20 protein-coding genes and 1 pseudogene are annotated in these 22,124 nt (G+C 46.8%); 5 read left to right on the forward strand and 16 right to left on the reverse strand.

What is annotated here, in order from left to right:
* Nucleotides 1-51: 51 nt before the first annotated feature.
* The 5 genes from NDI48_23000 to NDI48_23020 all read right to left on the reverse strand — a co-directional run bounded on the left by NDI48_23000 (nt 52) and on the right by NDI48_23020 (nt 5,023).
* On the reverse strand, nt 52-936 hold the full coding sequence (locus NDI48_23000) for a bifunctional class I SAM-dependent methyltransferase/HIT family protein (GenBank protein MEP0834037.1): 885 nt from the start codon (nt 934-936) through the stop codon (nt 52-54).
* A gap of 163 nt (nt 937-1,099) precedes the next feature.
* Nucleotides 1,100-1,858, reverse strand: coding sequence for a zinc metallopeptidase (locus tag NDI48_23005; protein ID MEP0834038.1), 759 nt, complete (start codon nt 1,856-1,858; stop codon nt 1,100-1,102).
* Between the two features lie 331 nt (nt 1,859-2,189).
* Complete coding sequence (locus NDI48_23010; protein MEP0834039.1) at nt 2,190-2,933, reverse strand: SAM-dependent methyltransferase; 744 nt, start codon at nt 2,931-2,933, stop codon at nt 2,190-2,192.
* 63 nt (nt 2,934-2,996) lie between these two features.
* Nucleotides 2,997-4,124: an iron-containing redox enzyme family protein gene (locus NDI48_23015; GenBank protein ID MEP0834040.1), complete on the reverse strand. Its 1,128-nt coding sequence runs from the start codon at nt 4,122-4,124 to the stop codon at nt 2,997-2,999.
* Nucleotides 4,125-4,348: 224 nt separating this feature from the next.
* Nucleotides 4,349-5,023 (reverse strand): 2OG-Fe(II) oxygenase, encoded by a 675-nt coding sequence (locus NDI48_23020; GenBank protein ID MEP0834041.1) that lies wholly within the window; start codon nt 5,021-5,023, stop codon nt 4,349-4,351.
* A gap of 388 nt (nt 5,024-5,411) precedes the next feature.
* Here NDI48_23020 and NDI48_23025 point away from each other — a divergent pair, with 388 nt between their 5' ends.
* Complete coding sequence (locus tag NDI48_23025; GenBank protein MEP0834042.1) at nt 5,412-6,080, forward strand: HAD family hydrolase; 669 nt, start codon at nt 5,412-5,414, stop codon at nt 6,078-6,080.
* Between the two features lie 78 nt (nt 6,081-6,158).
* Here NDI48_23025 and NDI48_23030 read toward each other — a convergent pair whose 3' ends face one another.
* The 4 genes from NDI48_23030 to NDI48_23045 all read right to left on the reverse strand — a co-directional run bounded on the left by NDI48_23030 (nt 6,159) and on the right by NDI48_23045 (nt 12,003).
* Nucleotides 6,159-7,406, reverse strand: coding sequence for a family 10 glycosylhydrolase (locus NDI48_23030; protein ID MEP0834043.1), 1,248 nt, complete (start codon nt 7,404-7,406; stop codon nt 6,159-6,161).
* Nucleotides 7,407-7,855: 449 nt separating this feature from the next.
* Nucleotides 7,856-9,406: an FAD-dependent monooxygenase gene (locus NDI48_23035; GenBank protein MEP0834044.1), complete on the reverse strand. Its 1,551-nt coding sequence runs from the start codon at nt 9,404-9,406 to the stop codon at nt 7,856-7,858.
* Nucleotides 9,407-9,478: 72 nt separating this feature from the next.
* Nucleotides 9,479-11,278: a pseudouridine synthase gene (locus tag NDI48_23040; GenBank protein MEP0834045.1), complete on the reverse strand. Its 1,800-nt coding sequence runs from the start codon at nt 11,276-11,278 to the stop codon at nt 9,479-9,481.
* Between the two features lie 119 nt (nt 11,279-11,397).
* A complete protein-coding gene (locus NDI48_23045; GenBank protein ID MEP0834046.1) occupies nt 11,398-12,003 on the reverse strand; it encodes an SH3 domain-containing protein in 606 nt (201 codons plus the stop codon).
* 320 nt (nt 12,004-12,323) lie between these two features.
* Between NDI48_23045 and NDI48_23050 the strand changes: the two genes are divergently transcribed.
* Nucleotides 12,324-12,545 carry a helix-turn-helix domain-containing protein gene (locus tag NDI48_23050; protein MEP0834047.1) on the forward strand — a complete coding sequence of 74 codons (222 nt, stop codon included), beginning with the start codon at nt 12,324-12,326 and terminating at the stop codon, nt 12,543-12,545.
* Nucleotides 12,546-12,619: 74 nt separating this feature from the next.
* On the opposite strand, the gene NDI48_23055 is transcribed toward NDI48_23050, so the two are convergent.
* From NDI48_23055 to NDI48_23065, 3 genes and pseudogenes are all read right to left on the reverse strand, one after another.
* Nucleotides 12,620-12,823: a DUF3368 domain-containing protein gene (locus NDI48_23055; protein ID MEP0834048.1), complete on the reverse strand. Its 204-nt coding sequence runs from the start codon at nt 12,821-12,823 to the stop codon at nt 12,620-12,622.
* Entirely contained in the window at nt 12,804-13,406 is a 603-nt protein-coding gene (locus NDI48_23060) for a hypothetical protein (protein MEP0834049.1), read from the reverse strand. The genes NDI48_23055 and NDI48_23060 overlap by 20 nt, the downstream gene beginning before the upstream one ends.
* A 28-nt stretch (nt 13,407-13,434) precedes the next feature.
* Nucleotides 13,435-13,695 (reverse strand): annotated as a pseudogene (locus NDI48_23065) (AAA-like domain-containing protein).
* A 212-nt stretch (nt 13,696-13,907) separates the two neighbouring features.
* Between NDI48_23065 and moaA the strand changes: the two are divergent.
* The gene (gene moaA / locus NDI48_23070) at nt 13,908-14,894 is read left to right on the forward strand and encodes a GTP 3',8-cyclase MoaA (protein ID MEP0834050.1); all 987 of its coding nucleotides are present in this window, start codon (nt 13,908-13,910) and stop codon (nt 14,892-14,894) included.
* Nucleotides 14,895-15,018: 124 nt separating this feature from the next.
* On the opposite strand, the gene rpsD is transcribed toward moaA, so the two are convergent.
* The 3 genes from rpsD to NDI48_23085 all read right to left on the reverse strand — a co-directional run bounded on the left by rpsD (nt 15,019) and on the right by NDI48_23085 (nt 16,757).
* Nucleotides 15,019-15,627, reverse strand: coding sequence for a 30S ribosomal protein S4 (rpsD, locus tag NDI48_23075; protein MEP0834051.1), 609 nt, complete (start codon nt 15,625-15,627; stop codon nt 15,019-15,021).
* Between the two features lie 148 nt (nt 15,628-15,775).
* Nucleotides 15,776-16,501 (reverse strand): serine O-acetyltransferase, encoded by a 726-nt coding sequence (gene cysE, locus NDI48_23080; GenBank protein MEP0834052.1) that lies wholly within the window; start codon nt 16,499-16,501, stop codon nt 15,776-15,778.
* A gap of 58 nt (nt 16,502-16,559) precedes the next feature.
* On the reverse strand, nt 16,560-16,757 hold the full coding sequence (locus NDI48_23085) for a hypothetical protein (GenBank protein ID MEP0834053.1): 198 nt from the start codon (nt 16,755-16,757) through the stop codon (nt 16,560-16,562).
* Nucleotides 16,758-16,994: 237 nt separating this feature from the next.
* On the opposite strand from NDI48_23085, the gene NDI48_23090 reads away from it, so the two are divergent.
* Nucleotides 16,995-20,102 (forward strand): DUF3854 domain-containing protein, encoded by a 3,108-nt coding sequence (locus NDI48_23090; GenBank protein ID MEP0834054.1) that lies wholly within the window; start codon nt 16,995-16,997, stop codon nt 20,100-20,102.
* 261 nt (nt 20,103-20,363) lie between these two features.
* On the opposite strand, the gene NDI48_23095 is transcribed toward NDI48_23090, so the two are convergent.
* The gene (locus NDI48_23095) at nt 20,364-20,816 is read right to left on the reverse strand and encodes an Hsp20/alpha crystallin family protein (GenBank protein MEP0834055.1); all 453 of its coding nucleotides are present in this window, start codon (nt 20,814-20,816) and stop codon (nt 20,364-20,366) included.
* 216 nt (nt 20,817-21,032) lie between these two features.
* On the opposite strand from NDI48_23095, the gene NDI48_23100 reads away from it, so the two are divergent.
* Nucleotides 21,033-21,710 (forward strand): SDR family oxidoreductase, encoded by a 678-nt coding sequence (locus NDI48_23100; GenBank protein MEP0834056.1) that lies wholly within the window; start codon nt 21,033-21,035, stop codon nt 21,708-21,710.
* Nucleotides 21,711-22,124 lie beyond the last annotated feature (414 nt).

Here is a 22,124-nt window from a genome sequence, read left to right on the forward strand (position 1 = left end):
CCACTCCATCTGTTAACCTCCTTATTATTTTGCCGTGTCTGGAGCAAGAACTCAAAGAACTTGATTCTTTACTGCTAATTTCTCCTGTTTTTTAGGAATCACATATCTCATTCCACCTTTAGCGCCGACGGTATCACCTTGGTAACGCGGGATAATATGAATATTAGCGTGCATCATCTTTTGACCTGCATCTCTATTGATATTTATGCCCACATTAAACCCGTCAGGGTGAAATTCTTGGCTTAAAATTTCTTGCACTTGGTTAGCCATAAACCAGCAGGCCGATTGTTCTTTAAATGGCAGTTCAAAATAATTAGCTACATGACGTTTAGGTACAATCAGTACATGACCTTTACTTCGAGGATAACCATCAAATATAGCATAAGCGGTTGCTGATTCTGTTAGTAAGGTTAGATTTTTATGAGGGTTGCAAAATATGCAATGGTTAGATGAATTTCTTTGGTGATTGTAATGAATATACTCGTAAATTTCGCAAGACTCGTCTAGGTGGATTGATTTAAAGGGAAGTTTAACAATGCACTGATAGGTAGGCCGTTTGTGAATGTAATGTTCTCGAAAACCTTCTTTTTTTATATCTCTTCTCACGGCATAATAAACTTTTCCTCCCGGTTTCAATAAATACGAAACTTCCATTAAAACCTTAGCTTGTTCTTCAAGAAACAAAACGTTTAAAACATAAAAGCAAATTATTGTATCAAACTTATGAGTAGGATATTGCGGCAAATGATAAGGGTCATAACCCGTGATATCAAAGCCTTTTTGTTGTAATAATTTAGTATCATTGCCGAAACCACAGCCAAAATCTAATATTTGACCTTGAAGAAGATTCTTATCCAATAAAAACTGTGCGGGAAAGGAAAGTTTAACTCTTTCTATTGCCGTGAGGTGACTAAATTTATTTTTTTGCTTTTGCATGGAAACAGAAGAAATAAAGTTGTTAATTAAATAGCCTAAGCTAGGCGGCTATTTAATTCTTCAGTACGATTACTGAATCAAGGAAACAACAAAATTTCTTCTCAGTGATGCTACGGAAGCAATTACTCCAGCACCTAAATTTGCAGACTCTATGGAAACAATTTTAAGGATTTGCTACGGCAAAGGTATTACATTGCTTCGGATCGCCGGTCTGAATACCTTGCTTGAACCAGCGAACTCGCTGGGCTGAACTACCATGTGTAAACGCCTCCGGGACAACATAGCCTTTGGCCTGACGTTGCAAGCGATCGTCCCCAATACTGCTGGCTGCATTCAGCGCTTCTTCAATGTCGCCTTCTTCCAGGATTTGCCGCGATCGCTGGGCATTGTGCGCCCAGATGCCAGCAAAACAATCTGCCTGTAACTCTAGCCGAACTGAAAGTTGATTCGCTGTTACTTTATCGCTTCGACGCTGCAATGCCTGCACCTGATCGGAAATGCCCATGAGATTCTGGACATGGTGCCCAACCTCGTGAGCAATCACATAGGCTTGGGCAAAGTCTCCTGGTGCCTGGTGGCGAGTCTTCAGATCCTGATAAAAGCTCAAGTCAATGTAGAGCTTTTGATCGGCGGGGCAATAGAACGGGCCAACGGCTGAGCGAGCATAGCCACAGGCAGAGTTCACGGCTCCCGAAAAAAGAACTAACTTGGGTTCTACATAAGTTGATCCCCTTTGCCGAAACAGCGTTTGCCAGGTATCCTCTGTATCTGCTAGGACAACGGAAACGAAATCAGCCATGCGATCATTGGCCCCAGAACCTTGGGTTTGAGGAGCCTCCGTGCGGGGGCGATCGCTCGGCGCTTCTTGTTGTTGTTGCTCCCAAATCACGCTGGGGTCGCCACCCAGAAGCGCAACAATCACCTACAGAATAATCGCCCCAATGCCACCCCCGATCATCGGACCTGACATTGGGGTACCGCGCCTGTCCTCTACATTCGTGCTTCTACGACCAAATTCCCAACGCATAACCGAGAGTCTCCAAACTACATAACTGGGCTACGAGTGAGCAAGGTGTGTAGACGCAAAGCAGCTTGTCGTCAGCTCCTGCACCCTAACTAAACTTTTCCTATTCAACTCACCAAAAATATTAGTGATTCCATTCACCGAGCTCCTCTGTCAGAGGGATTGCTCTGGTTGACTCTAGAGTCCTCCTTCAGGAGTGCTAATCGCGGTTACAACCTGATTCAAAGAGTTACAACGCCGTCATTACCTTGAGTAGCTCCGCTGATAAATCTATGTTGGAATCATCTTTTTTTTGAAATAAGACGCCTGCCAAAAAGTAAATATTTTGGGAATAGAAAGCTTTGCGATTTTTCCGCAGTTCCGTAATAGCTGTTTTTACTTTGGGTTCGCAGCTATAGTACCCAAACTTCAGCGGAGAAATCATAAAATCTACGACGTGATAACCCTGATCAATGGCATAATCGATGGTCTCGACTGGATTGGAGTAAGCCGAAATCATCAACATCACATTCTCACAACCGAGGGATAAAAGCCGTTTGGTAATGGTTGCGCCATCCTCACCACCATGTAGAGAAGGCATATAGAGATTGTCATCGGGAGCCGGCAGGTAAGGAGGATTAGCAATTAGGTAACTGGCACTCGAGGCAAAGTTTTTGAAGAAACATTTGTTGTGAATCGTGTATTGATCTTCGAGTTGATATTGCTCAATTCTAGACCGACCGAGTTCACAAGCCGCAGAGTTCAATTCATAACCCTGAATAAACCCATCAAATTGACTGTTCAGCAAACCGCTAATGACTGGACTACCATCTCCGGCACCAAACTCGACAACAGAATCAAAACGAGTGCAGTGCTTGAGCACCATTTTCTCAAGACATTGGGAATAAAATTGAGACTCTTCAGGACAGAAGAAAACTTTGTTGGGTGAATAGGATTGAACGGCTGTGTTCGAGGTTAATAAGGCTTCTTGCATGGTACAAATTTTATTGTTTATATTCACAAGGAGGGGGTATTGGGTACCACCCTAGGGACTATTTCAACTGATGCTAAATTCAGAAGATTGCTCTGCCTGTTTTACAGCTCGAATGATCGCTGCACCGGCACGATCGCCCATCCATTTTTCTTGGTCATAACCGAGTACCAGTTCCCAGGCATCGTCAGGGTATTGGTCTACTAAAGGTAAGGCTACGTCCTCCAACATCCACTGACCATGACGTTCATCTTCCCGTATATGTAGTTCCCAGTAACCCATCGCGGTGTCTGAAAGCTGTAATCTTTCTGCGGCACTCATGTAATCTTTATAGATGGAAGGGCCAGCAATTTCAAAGTAGGTGAGTCCACCGTTGTAGCGGAGAAAATGGCGCTTACATTCTGTTAGTAAGAAGTTGTGATTGATACAGGCTAAAAGTTCCCAAGGAACGATATCGAAGTATCCTTCTGGCTGAGTATTAAGCCCTAACTCCGCCATCATTTTGGCAAAGAAAGTAGAGTGTTTACGGGTGAAGCGACCATTTCCGTATTCCTCCAGCAACACACGAATTAGAGTGGCTTGTACTTCGTTGCTAGCACCGCCCAAAATCCGTGATAGACGACTTGCTTCTACTAATCCATCCAAAGATGCGAGCGCCAACAGATGCCGATATCCTGCCAGCGACATGTGTTGCCGCAGATATTGCTTGTTTTCTGTTAACGTGGGATTCAAGTCAGCCTCACACCGCTCAATGAGTGCCTGTTTGGCGTCTAGTTGCCGTAATTGTGCGATATCAATTTGTGCCAGTTCCCACGCTTGCCAAACAGACTCAATGCGATCGCGCAGCCATTGCAAATAATACGATCGCTCGTTTTTGTAGTGTCGCAAGTCGTCGTACCAGAACAAGTTGAGTCGATTAATGTGGTATAGAATGCGCTGCAAAAATAAGTGCGCTGCCTCTACTTCCTCAACTTCTACATGTTCTGTGTAAGCTCGGATGAGAGCTGTGGCAACCGTAGCTTCAAAATCACGGACTAATTCAGGGCGAGTATCTACCTGTTGGTCTAAATTTTCATGGGTTAGTAGTTGAATGAATTGTTGTTCTGCTTCGATATAATTGGGGGATTGAGCAGCCGATGACAATTCTTTGGTTATCCCTTTAATCAGACGATCGGGACTCAAAGCTACGGTCATATTATGATGCCTTAAAATCTTTTTTGAGTTTGTTGTGATGTATCGCTGACAATGAAAACAGCGTTAAGAATTGTATTTGTCAACGTAATACAACGATATACAAGTCTGTATCTCTGTTCCGTCCATCCTGGGACAGAATCACTGTTATCAGCGAACTCTACAACAAAAGGGAGATTACTACCTAAAGGGGTTTGACGAAAGTTTGGTTTCATGGAACCCCCAACTTACTTCCGTTTTACCTTCATTGCCCTAGACTCCACTGTAAAGGCGGGAATCTCTTGCAATACAGTGTCACTCAAAGTGTATTGTTCGCAAACCAAACTTAGACGAGTCCCAGTTGTTTTAACAGCATTAACCGAATGGGTCAGGTCGCCCTGAAAATACAACAATGTGTTAACTTGTGGCTTAATTTGCCCGACTTGCTGTTTATGCCGACGCAACACTAGCTCTCCTCCTTGCAAATTAAGTGGTACCTGTACATAAAGCACACTGACAACTACAGGAGGTTCAACCGTTTTGCAATAAGAGCGCAGGGAGCGATCAATATGTGGATCGACGCGAGAGCCTTCTTTGAGTAGCAAGGGGTTGAGGTAGAACGCATTACAGGTAGGCTGTAGCGCTCGTTCTAGATAAGGCTTGAAGAAGGGAAACCGCCGTTCCACTTCCCCAAGTTCTGAACGTTGGAACACCACGGAAAACCCTTTAGTGCCAATAAAGTCGCGGTTGAGGTTATTGATAGCCAGGTAAGAACAAGCCAGAATTCCTCCTCGCAAGTCGTTGAGAGCAGTGAGAGAGAAGGCATTGGGCTGTTTAGAATAGTAGTTGCTCAAGGAATTCAGGAATTTCAAGGAGGTAATAATCCCATCATCTCTGTTTTGGGTAACACTCGCAAAGTTCAAGGGTGACAATCAGCTCAAAGGCTGAGCAGAGATGCTTTTCATTCACTTGAGTTATCAAAAAATCTCGGATTGTTGACAGGTTTATTGAGCCTGAACTTTTGAGACTCTCTTATGTATCAAGGATTGATAACGCCATAGTAAATGGCTGCAACAGAAAGAAGACTTACTAGAAAAATCGCCGTTACAATTCTGAAACCCAAGGCGTTCATGGCTTTTCTTAGACAGCTTTGTAGTTCCTCCTATACTTAAGCAACGTATTAGAACTAGCATCCTACTTTAGAGTAGGAATAGATTAAATTTCAGAGTTACCCTTCTCCTCTTATTGGAAGATGAGTTAATTAGTTTTCTATGTCACACTCGGAAAATTAAACGTAACCATAGGTCTTTCATGGCATTAGAGGGAGTGATTTTAGACGTTGATGGCACCCTGGTTTTGAGCAATGATGCTCATGCTCAAGCCTGGGTTGAGGCATTTGCCGAGCATGGCTATGAAGTCCCCTTTGAGCGAGTGCGACCTCTTATCGGTATGGGGGGAGACCAAGTTCTTCCCAGGATGGTGCCGGAACTGAACGATCAGGAGGGACCTGGAAAGGCGATCGCTAACCGGCGCAAAGAACTGATCATCAACAAATTTGGCCCGCAGCTTACCTCCGCCAATGGCACTAGGGATTTAGTGTTAAAGATGCGGGAATCTGGCCTGCATCTGGTCATTGCCAGTTCAGCGACGACTCAAGAGCTTGGTATTTTACTCAAGGTTGCCCAAGTCGATGATTTGCTTCAAGAAGCAACCACATCGAGTGATGCGGAGGCTTCTAAGCCGGCCCCCGACATCGTAGAAGCCGCCTTGAGCAAAGCACAAATGGAACCTGACAAAGTGGTGATGTTAGGAGATACACCCTACGATATTGAATCGGCAGGCCAAGCGGGAGTGAGTGTGATTGCCCTACGCTGCGGTGGCTTTAGTGACGAGCAACTATCGGGAGCGATCGCCATTTACGATGATCCGGCTGATCTGCTGAAGCACTATGACCATTCTCCCCTTGCCCAAGCGGCTTGAATAAGGATGGCTCGAATTGCATCAACAAGGCGTGATCGCATTTTAAATCAGGCGATCGCGCCTTCTTAATGTGCAAAGTTATCTCATCGCCACGCGAGAAGCCGGTAAGTTGAAGAGAGCTTGAAAGTTAGATACCCGCTCCGCTATAGGTTCTGGTGAATTCTCCCAAAGACTTTCGTAATAAAAGAACGATACACCCAATCCGCGATCGCGTGCCGTCCGCACTTTATTCTGAATCAGTGGCATCGGAACGGGCTTATTTCTCAACCCTGTCAGGACACCAACTCCCGTAGGAATCTTTTGTTGCGCTTCTTGAATTTCGGGACGGCTAATCTGTTCCACAAAACTTTGCAGATCAGGGCGATAAACTTGCACAATCAGCTCATCCACAATACCCTGCCGCACCCAAGTCAGCCAATCTTGCAGATAAGTATTGTAAGCCGTGACATAGGGATTAGGGGAAACCGAGAAAATGGCATTCGGCTTTCTCTGTTTCACAGCTTGGTTGAGTTGAGTCACAAACGCTGTAATTTTATCAGCCCGCCAGCGCACCCATGCCGGATCTTGGGGATTGGCTGGCGCATTTTTCTGGGTTTCCTGTTTGTACAAGGCGAGGGTGTAGCGATCGTAGCCAAATTCATTAGGCAAACTGGTGTGATCGTCAAACTGAATGCCATCCACATCATATTGCGTCACCACTTCCAGCACCAGATCGGTGATAAACTTTTGCACCTCTGGTAGGAAGGGATTGAGCCATACCACCTCACCTGCCGCACCAATCCACGTTTGGTTGCCATTCCGTCGTTGCGTCAGCCACTCCGGATGATTTAATGCCAGTTCCGAGGTTGGGGGAGTCATGAAACCGAACTCAAACCAAGGAATCACGAGCAACCCTTGGCGATGAGCTTCCTTTGCGAGTTCAGCAAGAATATCCTGTCCCTGCAAGCCTTTGCGGACAAAGGGTTGGATGTCTGCCCGTTGAGCGACGGCACTTGGATAAAGCGCGTAACCCGAATTCCACACCACAGGATAGATTGTATTCAGATTCAACCGTGTTAGCTGACTCACCGCCTCTTGCATTTTGGGGCGATCTCTGAGGATGTCATGGTCATTTTCAGTCATCCAAACCCCGCGAATTTCCTGTAACGGTTGCGGTGCGATCGCCTCTGGCATTGCATCTTGTATGACTGCCTCTGGCAATGTGCTTTGCGCGATTGCAGCGATAGGATGACCAGCCAGAAATATTGTCATGAATAAGGCCAGCACGAGTAAGGAAAAATACTTGACAATTCGCCACCAACCTCTATGGATGAAACGCAATTTCATAAGCTTAAATGCTAATTTAGCTATCCAACTACGCAATCGCTGATCTTCACGATGGAATGCAAGATTCATAGACTACAGGTATTTATATTTACTAGACGGTTAGCTAATTAACAGCAGTCGTCCCATGATTAATATTGATGGTTGTAATAGAGAAATCGAAACATTCCAATCGGTAGGTACCATCGCGGGCTGCCTTAACAGTTGACACCGAGCCGTCGATAGTATCTATAAATTCACTGGGTAGTATAGTTTTGTACGGTAATAGTTGTTGCATTAGACAAGCTGGCACAAGTCAATGGTTATGACGTAGCACGAGTACTTATCTCCTAGAGCTTTGCCACTTATGCAAGAAGTCTAATGAAGAGGGTAATGAGCCGAGCCGCATTCTTCCTTCAGTTGATTGCCTTTGAGTGAAGGCAGATCACCTGCTGGCACCGATAGATTCCCACCTACAACAATGCCTCAATCACTTGCTCAAAATTTCGACAATACACCTGTTGGTTGTACTTTTGCCGCTCTTGTTCTGATCGGTAGGACATTGGTTTCAAGGTTCCCTGTTGGATATGAACCATTAATGGACGACGAAGTTGCTCATATTTCTCGAAGGCTTGGGCTAGAGCTTGTGTATTATCCCAATGATTCTCCTGTGCAATCTTCGCGATTAATGTAACAACCGTGAGTGCATCTTCCAATCCTTGATTAGCCCCTTGAGCCATGAAGGGAGGCATTCCATGTGCGGCATCACCCACCAATACCACTCGCCCATCACTCCATGGGGTTTGAAGGGTGACTGAATGACCTTGAGGATGAGGATTAGCTGTGCGAGGAAGTGGTATGGCATCTGAAAGAGTCGCACGGTGAATGTAGTACGGACGCTGGAGCATATTATCAGGGGAAGATAGACGCACTAATTGCTTGAGGACATTGGGAAAGTTAGCCTTCTCCAACTCTTGCACAGCTAAATCAATCAACGAACAGTTAGACTTTCCCTGCAATGAGTCCAGAGATAAAGCCAAATGTATGATGTACCCAACTTGACCGCTGGGTCTGTGAAATAAAATTATCCTGGGAGATTCCATATCGGCAGTATCTCCGGATAGTTCATCATTACTGATTGTGAGAATTCGTGATTCTTGAAAGTATGTTTCTTCAAGTTCTGTACATAAATTTTTAGGAATATCGATAATTTCTCGACACCCGATGGCGGCAAACCCAGAATATTCAGGACGTGCAAAAGCAGAGTAGGGACGATCGGCGTAAAGAATTCTACGAACTGTAGAGTTGATTCCGTCTGCTGCAACAACTAACTTAGCTCGAATGGATTGAGTGTGTAATGGTTGAGAAATCTGCTCCTCATACTGAGGCTGCATCTCCTCTAATTTCTGTCCATCTACCCAATGAGCATAGGGGTTGGCTTCTATGCCTGTATCAGAGATGCAATCGACTCGGACACAGCCTAGCTCTGGCTCCTCCACTACATTAATACAACGGTGATTGGCTCTCACCCGGTCTTGGGGAAGCAAGTTTCTCAGGGTCGTCTGCAAATCATACCAAGCGATGGATACTCGACCCTCTCCGTATTCTTGAAACCAATCATCGAAGTTAAGAGAAATAGAGGAAATTTCCTGACCCTGAAAATTTTTCTGCACCCATCTAGGTGAAGCCTTTGGAGGTTTTAGTTCTTGACCTATTTCCGCCGTCTCTTCATTATTAGATGGCTTAGGATTAAATAGCCTATTGCCAGTTTTTTTAACTTCTTCGTAAGCTTCAATAGCTAAATATTTAAGAGACTTTAATCCATTAGGGAGCAGATCTAACACCTGTCCAACCTGACGAAAGGCACGAGTTTGATCGACAACTAAAATATTTTCAATCCCACGCTGGCGTAAGCCAATGGCAGTGGCTAACCCAACAGGCCCAGCGCCAATTACGACAACATCGTAGATTTCAGGAGAAATCGTGTTAGGCTCATCTTCTTGCAGATTGCTCTGTGTGGTCACAGGTACTCCTTGGGCATTTTTGATGACATGAGGTTTATTATGTAGCGTAAACGCCCAGCGGCTGATCGGGCTTTAAAAGGGCGTTTTGGCCTGTAAATGGAGGATTTGTCCTGATTGCGGATGCTCGAAACGAAGTTCCCTCGCGTGTAAGTGTAACCGACTCGCAGCAGCACGGCATCCATAAAAGCGATCGCCTAAAATGGGTATCCCAATTCCTCTGGCATCAGCCGCGTGAACCCTCAATTGATGGGTGCGTCCGGTGAGGGGAATAAACTCGACACGAGTGTAGTTTCCTTCCCTTGCCATCACCTGGAAGCGAGTCAAGCTGGGTTTGCCGCGAACTTCATCTACTTGTTGATAGGGTCGATTCTCCGGATTTCCCCACAGGGGGAGTTTAATCTCTCCTCGCTCAGTTGTCACCCAAGCCGAAAGTATCGCTTCATAAACCTTGTGAACTTGCCGTTGCTGAAACTGCTGACTGAGTTGACGATAAGTTTGTGGATTACGCGCTAGCAAGAGGATACCCGATGTTGCCTGATCCAAGCGATGCACCGCCATAATTGCCATGCCATCCGGCAACCGATGACGCAAGCGACTGAGGACACTATCTTGGCAATCACGATAACGTCCTGGTACCGAAAGTAGTCCTGCGGGTTTATTCACCGCAATCAGCCATTCGTCTTCATAAACAATAGGTAAAGAAACTTCTCCGCTACCCTCCTTAGTAAAGCTCCTGTTCTGCAAGGAGAGGGGATCATTAACTCCCCCCTTTTTAAGCCGGAGCGACCGCCGGAGCTCATACGAGGACTTTAGTGAGGATGAGGAGGGCTGGGGGGGATCAAAGGGCGTTAGGGATTTAGATTTCAATCCTGAAAGCAGAAATCCCATCAATGGCTGACAGCGTTCCGCACAAGCTTCATAGAATTCTCCCTGAACTTTATTCCCAGAGGACTCTCCCCACCAAAACTCTGCCATTGCCAGTGGTTTGAGTCCCTGTGTTGCGGCATAGTGGATCAGCTTGGGGGCACAACAGTCTCCTGTACCCGTGGGCATCGAGCCTCCTGGCATCAATTGCTGCAACGATAAAGATTGCCCTGAAAAATTAGTCAAGCTGTAGGCAGCGTGCATCTGAGCCTGCAATTGACGAGATAGGGCTTTACGCTGTTGTTTCAGTTCCCGAATCCGGGCATCTGCTGCTTCAACTTGCTGCTTGAGGGGTTGCAATCCTTCATTTTGTTGACGTTTGAGTTGCCGCCGCTCAATTCCATGCCGACGACTTTCTTCGTCAAGTTGTTCGAGGGCAAGAGTGAGTGCTTCTCCTGTGAGTGTTTCGCAGAGTATCTGACGTTTTCGCTGTCGTTGGTGCTTGCCATCTCGATGGCGATCGCTCATTTGTTGCAATTGCTGCTCAAACTCGCGAGATAGCGTTTCGTAATGCTGCCGTTGTGGAAGTTGCTTCAGGCTAATCAGTTCCTGCTTGATAGCCTCCAACTCAGCCAAGGTGCGGGCTTCTTCTAGGGCAACTTGATGGCGTCCTGGAATCGGTGGCACCCAGCCCTCAACCCTGCTGTGACCATTTAGAAGACCAGAGAAAGCCTTGAGTATCCGTTGTTCGCCATTCGGGAGTTCAACCAGCAGTATTCCATACATCTTGCCTTCATGGGCATAACGGTCATTGTTGGCAAGGTGCTGCATCAAACCTTTTGCGATCGCTTCTGCTGTTGGGGTGCGGGGCAGTTTCAATCGCTCACCACTTTGAGGACAACGTCCTTCATAGTAATAGCTAGGAGATGAGTGGCTGACAGCAGCATTGCCGTCAATAAAATCTGAAAGTGGATGAAGAACCACCATACCCGTTGTTTGCGATCGCATGTTTCAAAAACTAACTCCCTCCCCTGATTAAGGGGACCGGAGCGACCGGAGCTCTTATGTGAGGATGAGGATTGGGGTGGGGTCAGAGGTATTTTTGCCAGAAGTTTATTGATTATCCTTTAAGGACAATAAGCTAAATTGTTCTCTGGCTGCGTCACCAAACCATTGGAAACCCAACCCTTGGCAGGTAAGGCAATTTCTACCCAATTACGATTATTAACTGTTTTGTTAGTTGCAGGATTGCTAGTCAGGGTAATCCGTCCTTGATAGGGTATCCCACCAACCTGAGCGGCTGTGGGATTGGGTTGTCTGCGAATCACTAAACCTTGAGAGGGGCGAATTACTTGACGGCAAAGGTCTTTAATTGCAGGGATTTCCGTGTTGCCACCACAGGGCTTAAGGTTGATGGCATGTACATACCCTGTGACAGGCCCACTAATGCGGATGAGTCCATCGGCTCCAACTGAAGTATCGGCCAATATGACTTCATCATTGGCCGATATAAGTCTTAATGTCTCACTGGTGGGGTTAGATCCCCTGAAAATGGGGATTTGCTGTTTGGCAGCACGGCACTGTCCTACCAGAGAGGCTTGTGCCAGTTGTAAGTTTTCCTCAGAGGATGCGATGTCAGTACCTGCCATAGCCGGAGTATTCATTCCGGTGGTAGCGATCGCAATTACAGCCAACAGATTAATCGGCTTACCCAATCGATTCATCGTTTCCATACACTTAAGCTGCTCACTCACAGATTCTGTGAACTCATATTCGCAAGAGTTCCTACTGCGAGATTTTGACACGCCGAGGCTCATTTATTGTCATTTTTTGCGGGTGTTGTCAACTAGAGATGGACTGAGTGATATTAAGTCACTGGTTTTGAGGGATGAAATCGGGAGTGAGTCTCTTTGATTTGGGGTGAGCAGTACCTTACCCAGGCTCACCCCAATGCCATTATTTGTTGACAATATGTCAACAAATTTAGATGGTCATGAACGCTGACAGTTTGTCAACATTTACGGGTTTCTCTGCCTCTGACAGAATCTGAGGCATGGGCAAAGCAGGCAAAGCGCTTAAACAGGTGTTGGAAACCTACGGCATTAGCCAAAACCAACTGGCGGTCACAATGGGAGTTGACCGCTCAAATGTCCATCGCTGGGTACACGAGCAAAGAGACCCTGCCGGTGATGTGATTGTAGAAATTAAGAACGCACTCAAGCAGCTAAACCCGGATGCGGCTGAGGATTTTGCCAGGTTATTCTTAGGTGATTGAGATAGATAAGGCGATCGGTTGTTAGAGGGATGAGGGAAAAGTGCGATCGCTCCATGTTTTCTGGGAGTCAAACCCTACTCTCCTGACAATCGCAGAACATCACTGATAATTTTGTCAGTCAACCACATACCTTTACTGCGAAGCATGTTAATAACTGGTGCTACGGTTGAGAGATATCCTGACTGTTTGGCTTTTACCAATACACCAAGAGTTCCTGTGTATTTTAATCTATACAAATCAGCGATTCGTTGCGCCAATCTATGGTTCAATATAAGCATTAAACATATGTTGGCGACGTTCTTCCAAGCTCATGCTAGGGATGTTTTCGACACACATCCCTTGGTAAGCGATTGCCATAATATTGAGCATCAGGGGTGACTTTGCCAACTCTTGCAGCTGAGTATCGGTTTGCAGTGTCGTTCTCAGGGCTGCCAGTCCGGTACCGACGCTGTTGAGATACTGCTGAATTTGTTCGCTGGAGAGGGGTTGCACATAGATGGCAGCTTGAAAGTGCAGGCAATGTTTCAGAGCTTCGTAGTCCTTGAGGCGGCTACACACTACCATCTCTGTGTCTCCGTATGCCTGATGAAATTGATTTAATGCCTGAACGCAGGCACCCCGAATATCACTCCTCACCTCATCTAAGCCATCGAGTAAGAGCAGCAGTTGCCCATTCTTGACCCAGTTGCTGCCCGTTTGTTTGGGAACTTGATATTGACTGTTCAGTTCTTGGACTAACCAAGCGGCAATGGTTTGCTTTCCACCTTTCCAAGATGAGAGGTTAAACACCACTGGTAGGGGTAGATTAACATCTTGCTGTGCACGGTCAATCAAGTCGCGGGTGAATTCCAGCAGCGTCATGGTTTTGCCAGAACCCGGTTCTCCCATCTTCTGGGGTGGTGTTGGATGTACCAATCTCTGTCAAGTCAATGGCAGCACAGGCAATTCCCTCCGCTTGCAGGCGCTGCATTATTTGCACCCGCAAGCTAGACTTGCCCATTTGCCGGGAGTTGAGAACGTAACAGAATTCACCACGCTTTACGCTCTCGTAAAGCTCAGAGTCTGCTTTTCGCCTGACATAGGTAGGAGCATCAACGGGAAGACTTCCCCCAACTTGATAGTTATAGTCTGGATGGAATGCCATACTCATCAGCTCACCTTGAGGCACTGTGGAAACATACTGAGGCAAATCGGGATTTCGTCAAAAGTTCTACCTTCTCAATGCAGCATAACCATTATTGATCTGCGTTCTTAGGCATAATCAATAGTTAGAGCGAGGTAATCTTAGAGATCAATTTTCGATAATAAACTCAGTGTTGCCAGTCCCAGAAGGTTGACAGACGAGCTCCCTTAAAAGCAAATATGAACCAGGTAGATTATCTCCGTATCAGCCTCATCGACCGTTGTAACTTCCGATGTCAGTACTGTATGCCGGAGGGAGCAGAGCTTGACTACATCCTACGGCAAGAATTGCTGACGAATGAAGAACTGCTAACGTTGCTCAAAGAAGTCTTTATCCCTGTGGGATTTAGAAAGTTTCGCCTAACCGGGGGTGAACCGTTGCTGCGTCCCGGTGTTGTGGACTTGGTGAGTGCGATCGCCTCTCTTCCCCAAACCCAAGATTTAGCCATGACGACCAATGCCTTTTTCCTGGCAGACATGGCACAAGATCTTTATGATGCAGGTTTGCGGCGCATCAACATCAGCCTCGACTCTCTCAACCCAGAAACCTTTGACAAAATTATCGGTAATCGCGGACGTTCCCGTTGGCAGCAAACCTGGGAGGGGATTCAAGCCGCCCACCGCGTCGGTTTTGACCCTCTTAAGCTGAATGTCGTAGTCATTCCGGGCGTTAATGACCAAGAAGTCCTCGATTTAGCCGCCCTCACGATTGACCGCCACTGGCACGTCCGGTTTATCGAGTTTATGCCGATTGGCAATGACAAACTCTTTGGCGAACGTGCCTGGGTGCCATCTGAAGAATTGCGGCAGCGCATTCGTGAGGTTTTTGGCTTGACAGAATCAACTGTTTGTGGTAATGGCCCTGCTGATATTTTCCAGATTCCCGGTGCTTTGGGAACTCTCGGATTTATCAGTCAGATGTCGGAATGTTTTTGCGATCGCTGCAACCGAATGCGCCTGTCTGCCGACGGTTGGTTACGCCCTTGTCTGCTGAATGAGTCGAATCAGATTAACCTCAAAACCGCCCTTCGCAGCGGAGTTGAGCCCGTTGACCTCAGGGCGCAGGTCAGGCATTTGCTCATGATTAAACCAGAGACTAACTTCAAACAACGAGACTCTGGAACGACGGGTACTTACACGCGCACCATGTCGCAAATTGGAGGATAGTCATCGGGTTGCAGGTTGAAGGTTTGCAGGTTGAAGGTGATTCGGGATGAAATTTCGACATTCCATCCTTTCAACGTTCAACACAAAAAAACCTTCAACATTCAACCTTTCAACCTTCAACCCATTAGGCTTTCCGTGAGTAGAACTCAACCACCAGCAGTTCGTTAATTTGCAGGGCCACCCACTCCCGATCAATGACACCATTGACCTTACCTGTGAGATTGTTCTTGTCAAACTCTAAATGGCTGGGCAGGTTGGCAAGTCCCGGATATTCTAAGTTTTGTTGGGCTAAGCGCTTAGAGCGTTCAGTATTTTTGATCCCAATCACATCTCCTGGACGGCACTGATAGCTGGCAATATTAACCATCCGACCATTGACCGTCACATGACCATGATTCACAAGCTGACGAGCAGCGGGAATTGTGCCAGCCATGCCCATGCGGAAGACCGTGTTATCTAGCCGCATTTCCAACATTTGCAGCAAAGATTGACCCGTTGAACCCGTTGCCCGACGCGCTTTACGCACGTAACGCAACAACTGCTTTTCGGAAATGCCGTAGTTAAAGCGGAGTTTCTGCTTTTCTTCCAGTCGAATCGCATATTCGGAGCGCTTTCTGCGAGCTTGACCATGCTGACCCGGTGGGTAGGCGCGGCGGGGCGTTTTGCGAGTCAAACCCGGTAGATCGCCTAGACGGCGCACGACCCGCAGACGCGGGCCTCGATATCGCGACATATGATTCCCTCTTTTGTGTCCTGACTAAGTATACCCAAAACTATAATTATACACTTTTCATCGGGGTATCTCATCTTATTATGACCTGTTTGTTGCCATCCTCACATCTTGTGAGAGCCAGATGTAGCGGTTCACAGGCCAAAAGGTATTATATGCCAGCACCATCGAGAAAGTCTTCAATGAAGCGATCAGCATCTTTTAATAAATGAGGGGAATATTCCCGTCTTGGCGGCGCTGAATAGGAAGTCGATTGAGTCTTCAAACTCTCAATTTGCATCTCTAAAGATTTAATCCGGTCAAATAAGACTCGAATCACCTGCGCTTCTACATCGGGTAGATGTTCAGGGTTGAAAAAATTCGCGGCGTCCCTGGATGGATGGGCAATGCGACCAGGAATTCCTACAACCGTGCGATTCGAGGGCACCTCTCGCAAGACCACTGACCCTGCACCAATCCGAACATTATCACCAATTTGGATATTGCCCAACACTTTGGCACCTGCTCCCACGATGACATTTCTGCCTAAAGTCGGGTGGCGCTTGCCCGTTTCTTTACCCGTACCCCCCAGCGTCACGCCTTGGTAAATCACGGTTCCATCCCCCACAATCGCCGTTTCACCAATCACGACCCCCATACCATGGTCGATAAACACACCATTGCCAATTTTGGCTCCGGGGTGAATCTCAATTCCTGTGAAGAAGCGATTGAGATGAGAAATGAAGCGAGGCACAAAAGGAATATTAATGTTGTATAGCCAGTGTGCCACTCGGTGCAATAACAGTGCTTGTACTCCGGGATAACAAAACAAAACTTCCAGCCAGTTGCGTGCCGCTGGGTCACGCTCATAAATCGTTCGCAATTCAGTGAGCAGCATACTCCGTTCAGGTAAAGGTGATTGTTGCAGGTGAATTAAAAAGAAAAAGTTACTTCTGTTAAAGTTGTGGCTCTGTCCTTGTGCTGTTTTTCAGTGCTTCCCAAGAGGGTGCGAAGGGTGGAACGACGAGAGAACAGGCTGACCAAATGCCTCGTACTCTGCCACAAAAAAGCTGACAGTATCCACCCCGCCGTCCTTCTATTCGGTAATATCGGCAGTGCCGACAGGCTAGTTGGCCCAAATCTGCCTTGCTCATGGGAATTTCCTGGATTTAAACTACGGTAACTCAATCGGAATACCGTATTAATACCCGAAAATTATCACGTCTTATCTAAAAAAGCAAGATAAGAGGATGCACCGACCTCATGATGAATCTTCGTGTATGAGATCGACCCTCGCCCCAGGTGTTGCTCAACAAGCTCTATAATTAGTGTTCATTTTGTAAAAGCTTCAGCTTACCCACTAGATGTAGTGTATTTAGGCTTAAGCCTCAATGACCAACACGATCGCCAACACTGTGAATTATCTCCAAGAGTGGGACGCCGCTGGTGTCGATGACCAGCTAACCCGCCTTAACGTTATACCTTTAAACGGCTCTTGCCCATCAGACTATTTACTTTACGCCGACGCACTCCAAAGACGGAATGATGGTCGAGTGAGCCATCACATCCTCAAGCGTTATGAACACACAGAACAGGGGGGTTGGTGGTGTTCCGGGATTGACCTACTCACGGGAGAAGATGACCTGTGGGGCTGTTTCAAACCCAGTGTTCCTCGTCGTAGTGGGAATGCTGGAAAGTTAATTAAGTATGAACATCCTCCCCTAGCACCCACAGGACTGTTTGCTCTGCGCGTTCCGCTTCACCTATGGCAGCGCATTGCCGATCGCTACAAAATCCCCGTGCTACCCGCAGCAATTGACGCCAAGCAACCGGATTTTGGCTTCTGGCAGTGGCTGATCGAACACCCGGAAATTCCCTTGTGCATTACCGAAGGAGCCAAAAAGGCTGGGTCATTACTCACAGGAGGTTATGCAGCGATCGCATTACCGGGAGTATTCGGTGGCTATCGCGTGCCACGAGACGAACAGGGAAATCGCATCGGCAAGTCTCGCCTCATCCCCCAGTTACTCAAACTGGCAACCCAAGGGAGAACCATTTATATTGCCTTCGACCAAGACTCAAAACCCACCACTATCAAGGCCGTCAACGCCGCCGTCCGACAACTGGGCTATTTATTAACACAAAAATGCTGTTCCGTCAAGATTATCACTTGGAACCCAGAACAAGGGAAAGGAATCGATGACCTCATTGCGGAAAACGGTCAGGCGGCATTAGACGAAGCTTACCAGAGGGCAGTACCGCTCGATACTTGGAAAGCGCAGTCTTTGTCTCGCCTAACTTATCTAGCCGATATACAGGTGAACCAACGCTATCTGGGAGAACTTTCCCTACCCAGAGACGCCAAACTCATTGGCATCAAATCTCCCAAAGGCACGGGTAAAACCCAGTTTTTAGAAGGTATCGTCAAAGAAGCCTTAAAGCGCAAGCAGTGGGTTTTGGTGATTGGTCATCGAGTGCGACTGGTGGAGTCTCTATGCCAACGTTTCGGACTCAACTATATTACTGAGGTGCGTAGCTCAGACTCCAGTACAGCATTAGGGTACGGTCTTTGCATTGACTCCCTGCATCCCACCTCTCAAGCTCAATTCGAGGCTCTCAACTGGTCGGATGGGGTGGTCATTATTGATGAAGTCGAGCAAGTTTTGTGGCATGGGTTGGACTCTAGTACCTGTAGTAACAATCGGGTATCCATTCTCAAATCGCTGAAAACCTTGATGCAGAATGTATTGGGGGGCGAAGGACAGGTTTTTGTCGCAGATGCTGACTTGAGTGACATCTCGATGGATTACCTGATTTCTCTATCGGGCGTTCCTGTCAAACCCTTGATTGTTCAGAATGATTGGAAACCCGGAGCGAGTGAATCCTGGCAGGTTCATCACTACACAGAAAATAAGCCAGAACGATTGGTGCAAGACTTGGAACGGCACATTCAAGACGGGGGAAAACCCTTTGTCTGTCTCTCGGCTCAGAAACGGGGGAGCCAATGGGGGACTTGCACCTTGGAAGCTTACCTGCAACAGCGATTCCCCACAGCCAAGATACTGCGTATTGATGCCGAATCCCTAGCCGAGCCATCTCATCCGGCTTATGGATGCATGAGCAACCTGAATCAGGTTTTGCCGAACTATGACATTGTCTTAGCGAGTCCGGCGATTGAAACGGGAGTGAGTATCGATGTGCGAGGGCATTTCACCTCGGTTTGGGGTATCGCTCAAGGAATTCAAAGCGAGAACTCAGTGCGGCAGGCGCTGGGGCGAGTGCGTGAAAATTTGCCTCGGTTTCTTTGGGTGGCGGCTTATGGTTTTAATCGGGTTGGCAATGGCTCGACTTCAATTCCTGGGTTGCTCACATCGGGGCAAAGTCTGACGCAGCTCAATATAAAGTTATTACAGCAATCGGACTTTGATGCCTTGGATGATTTGGAGATGGGGTTTCAGGCCGAATCTCTGTTGTGTTGGGCCAAGATGGCTGTTCGGCATAACGCCTCGATGCAAAAGTATCGAGAATCCGTGCTGGCAGCACTGCTAGCGGAAGGTCATCACATCGTTGAAGATTCCTTGAGGGATGGTGGCTTAGGAAAGGTAGGGACTGAGCGGTTAGCAAAAAATCCAACATCCAACATCCAGCATTCAAAATCGGATGGGGAAGAAGGTGAAACGGAGACGAATTCGCTCACAATGGCGATCGCAGCGGTGAGAGAGCAAAACTATCAGGCCGAGTGTGAAGCGATCGCCTACGCCCCAGATCTCAGTGCGCGCCAGTATCAAGCGCTGCAAAAACAGTTGGTCAAGACTCCATTCCAGCGACGGGCACTTCGCAAGCATGAGTTAAAGTTGCGCTATGGTATCCCGGTTACGCCTCCATTGGTCGCCAAGGATGACGAAGGCTGGTACTCCAAGCTGTTACTTCATTACTTTCTCACCTTGGGACGAGACTATTTGGCTCAACGGGATGCCGCTTTTGCACGTCGCCTAATTGAGTTGGGGGGCGGTAGCATCTTCCTGCCGGACTTCAACCGTTCCCAATTGGGAGCCACGATTGGAACCATGGAACTCTTAGGTGTTCCGGTGTTGCTGGAGGATCAGGGGCGAGAGTTAAGAAATACGGATGAAGACTTGAAGGCAATGGCGAAATTGGCACTTTCTAACCGTGCTGCGATCAAGACGACTTTGGGAATTGGACTGGCACAAAATGCAACTCCGATCATCATTATTAGACGCCTTTTGGATAAAATCGGCTATGGCATCCGGTGTATCGGTCGTGAGAGCAAGCGGTTAAATCGGGTACGAGTTTATCAAGTCGTTCATCCTGAAGATGGTCGCTTTGAGGTATTTCAACAATGGTTAGCGTTTGGCTCTCAGCTCTTAGATATTTCTGATCAGCGGCTTTATCCGAATGCAAAATTTGTCGATAATACAGCAGGGTCTGCGGATTTAGGTGAACAAGTTGAGTATGTTCAGCTCTGTCTCAATCTTTGATTGCAGCTTTTTTTCATCAATCAAGTGATAGGAATCTGTTGGCATCTCAATAGTATGTTTTTTAACGCAGAGAGGGCAAAGGGTTACGCCGAGGGGCGCAGAGTTTTTGCACCCTAATCTGAGTTAATTCCGATGCCAATGGAAATAATATGAGTTGAATTTGCTCATAAAAAATCCGGTTGCATCAGAGCAACCGGACTCCAAGGTGAGATTATTTCTACTGCCTAGAAGAACGAGTTACAGCAAATTACTTTCAGTAAATTAGGCAACGGATTGCTCTAGATTTACTTTGACAACTTTATTCTTCTCTTGTTCTGTTTTGGGGAGTGTCAGATTCAGAATGCCGTCTTTGTATTCTGCTGTGACGTTAGTATTTTGAATCCGAGTCGGTAAGGGAATCACACGCTGGAATTTGCCGTAGTGGAATTCGCTGCGGGTTTTCCCACTTTCTTCAGTTTTTGTTTCCGACTTACGCTCACCGCTGATAGAAACGCTATTCTCTGTAACTTGTACATCCAGGTCTTTTGCTTCTAGCCCTGGAACTTCTAGCTTCAGATGGATCGCATCTTCTGTTTCTTTCATCTCAGCCGGAGGAACTCTTAACAAGCCTCTTTCCCAACTGGTAGCGGGGGTTAGAGTTTCATCGAATAAGCGATCGATTTGGCTTTGCAGAGTGTTGAGTTCTCTCCAGGGATTCCAACGAACTAATGCCATAACTGTTACCTCGATTCAACGATTCAGATTTGTTTTTCTTGCCTTTGAATTTCATATTATTGATAAAGCACAGCACAGGAATTCGGTTTTAACGACTAATTTAATCATGATTCCCGACCCTAATTTAAATTCCCTAGTAGTACGGAAAACTGAAATAGTTTCGGTTCGGTAAACCCGATAAAATAGGGGGTAGCACAATAGCTAAAGGAACCGAACATGACAGATGAGTCCTACATTTTTCTGGCTGGTGCCAGTCGGGGCGTTGGTCGAGAAATTGCCAAATACCTGACCCAACAAGGTAAGAAAGTCAAAGCGTTGCTGCGATCGCCCGATTCTCGCTCGGAGCTAGAAGCGATGGGAATTAAAGTGGTAATGGGAGATGCCCTAGATGCAGCAGCGATGGAACAGGCAATGCTGGGAGATGAACCCATCTCTGCTGTGATCAGTACGATTGGGGGCTTACCCAAAGATGGTACACGAGCTGACTATCTAGGGAACAAAAATCTCATTGATGCGGCGGTGAAGGCGGGAGTGCAAAAGTTCATCCTGGTTTCTTCCATTGGGAGTGGGGAAAGTGTTGTTGCCATACCGCCACAAGCGCTAGAAACGTTGAAACCTGTTTTGATCGAAAAAGAGCAGGCAGAGAAACACTTAATCGCCAGTGGACTCATTTACACTGTGATTCGACCGGGTGGGTTAAAGTCCGAACCCGCAACCGGAAATGGTGTGCTAACGGAAGACTACAAAGTAGCTGGAACCATTCACCGGGCGGATGTCGCGCAGTTGGTGTGCCAATGTTTGGATGCTGATAGCGCCAATCATAAAATTCTTTCAGCGGTTGATCGGACACAGATGTATGGCAATCCGGAGTTTGAAGTACTAACGCTCAATTAAAAAGTATTCGGAGGTAGGGTGTGTTAGGCGACTCATCAGCCCCAACAGAGAATACTTTCATTTCAATCACTGGCTAGGTTTCATTTAGGGGTTTACCTCCCTAAGTGAAACCCACCCCTATTTTTGGTGAGGAATTTTTCTCCCACCAAAAATAAAAATCAGCCACTGTTCACATCTGACGGCTGTTGAGACGGTGGTAATTTCGAGTGAACCTTCTGATCATCCCTTCTTAACCCAATCAATGGCTTTCAACTCTAAAGACATTATTAAGCTATTATTTTGTTAGGACACAAAAATGGGGTTATCTATGATAAACATACTTGTGATCATACTCACTGGTTTGTGCCTTGCTGCTCTATTTAATGCGCTTTTGTTCAACAACTATACCTAATCCTGACAGGGGACTTTTAGTCG

The sequence above is a fragment of the Microcoleus sp. AS-A8 genome (assembly GCA_039962225.1).
Lineage (GTDB): Bacteria > Cyanobacteriota > Cyanobacteriia > Cyanobacteriales > Coleofasciculaceae > Allocoleopsis.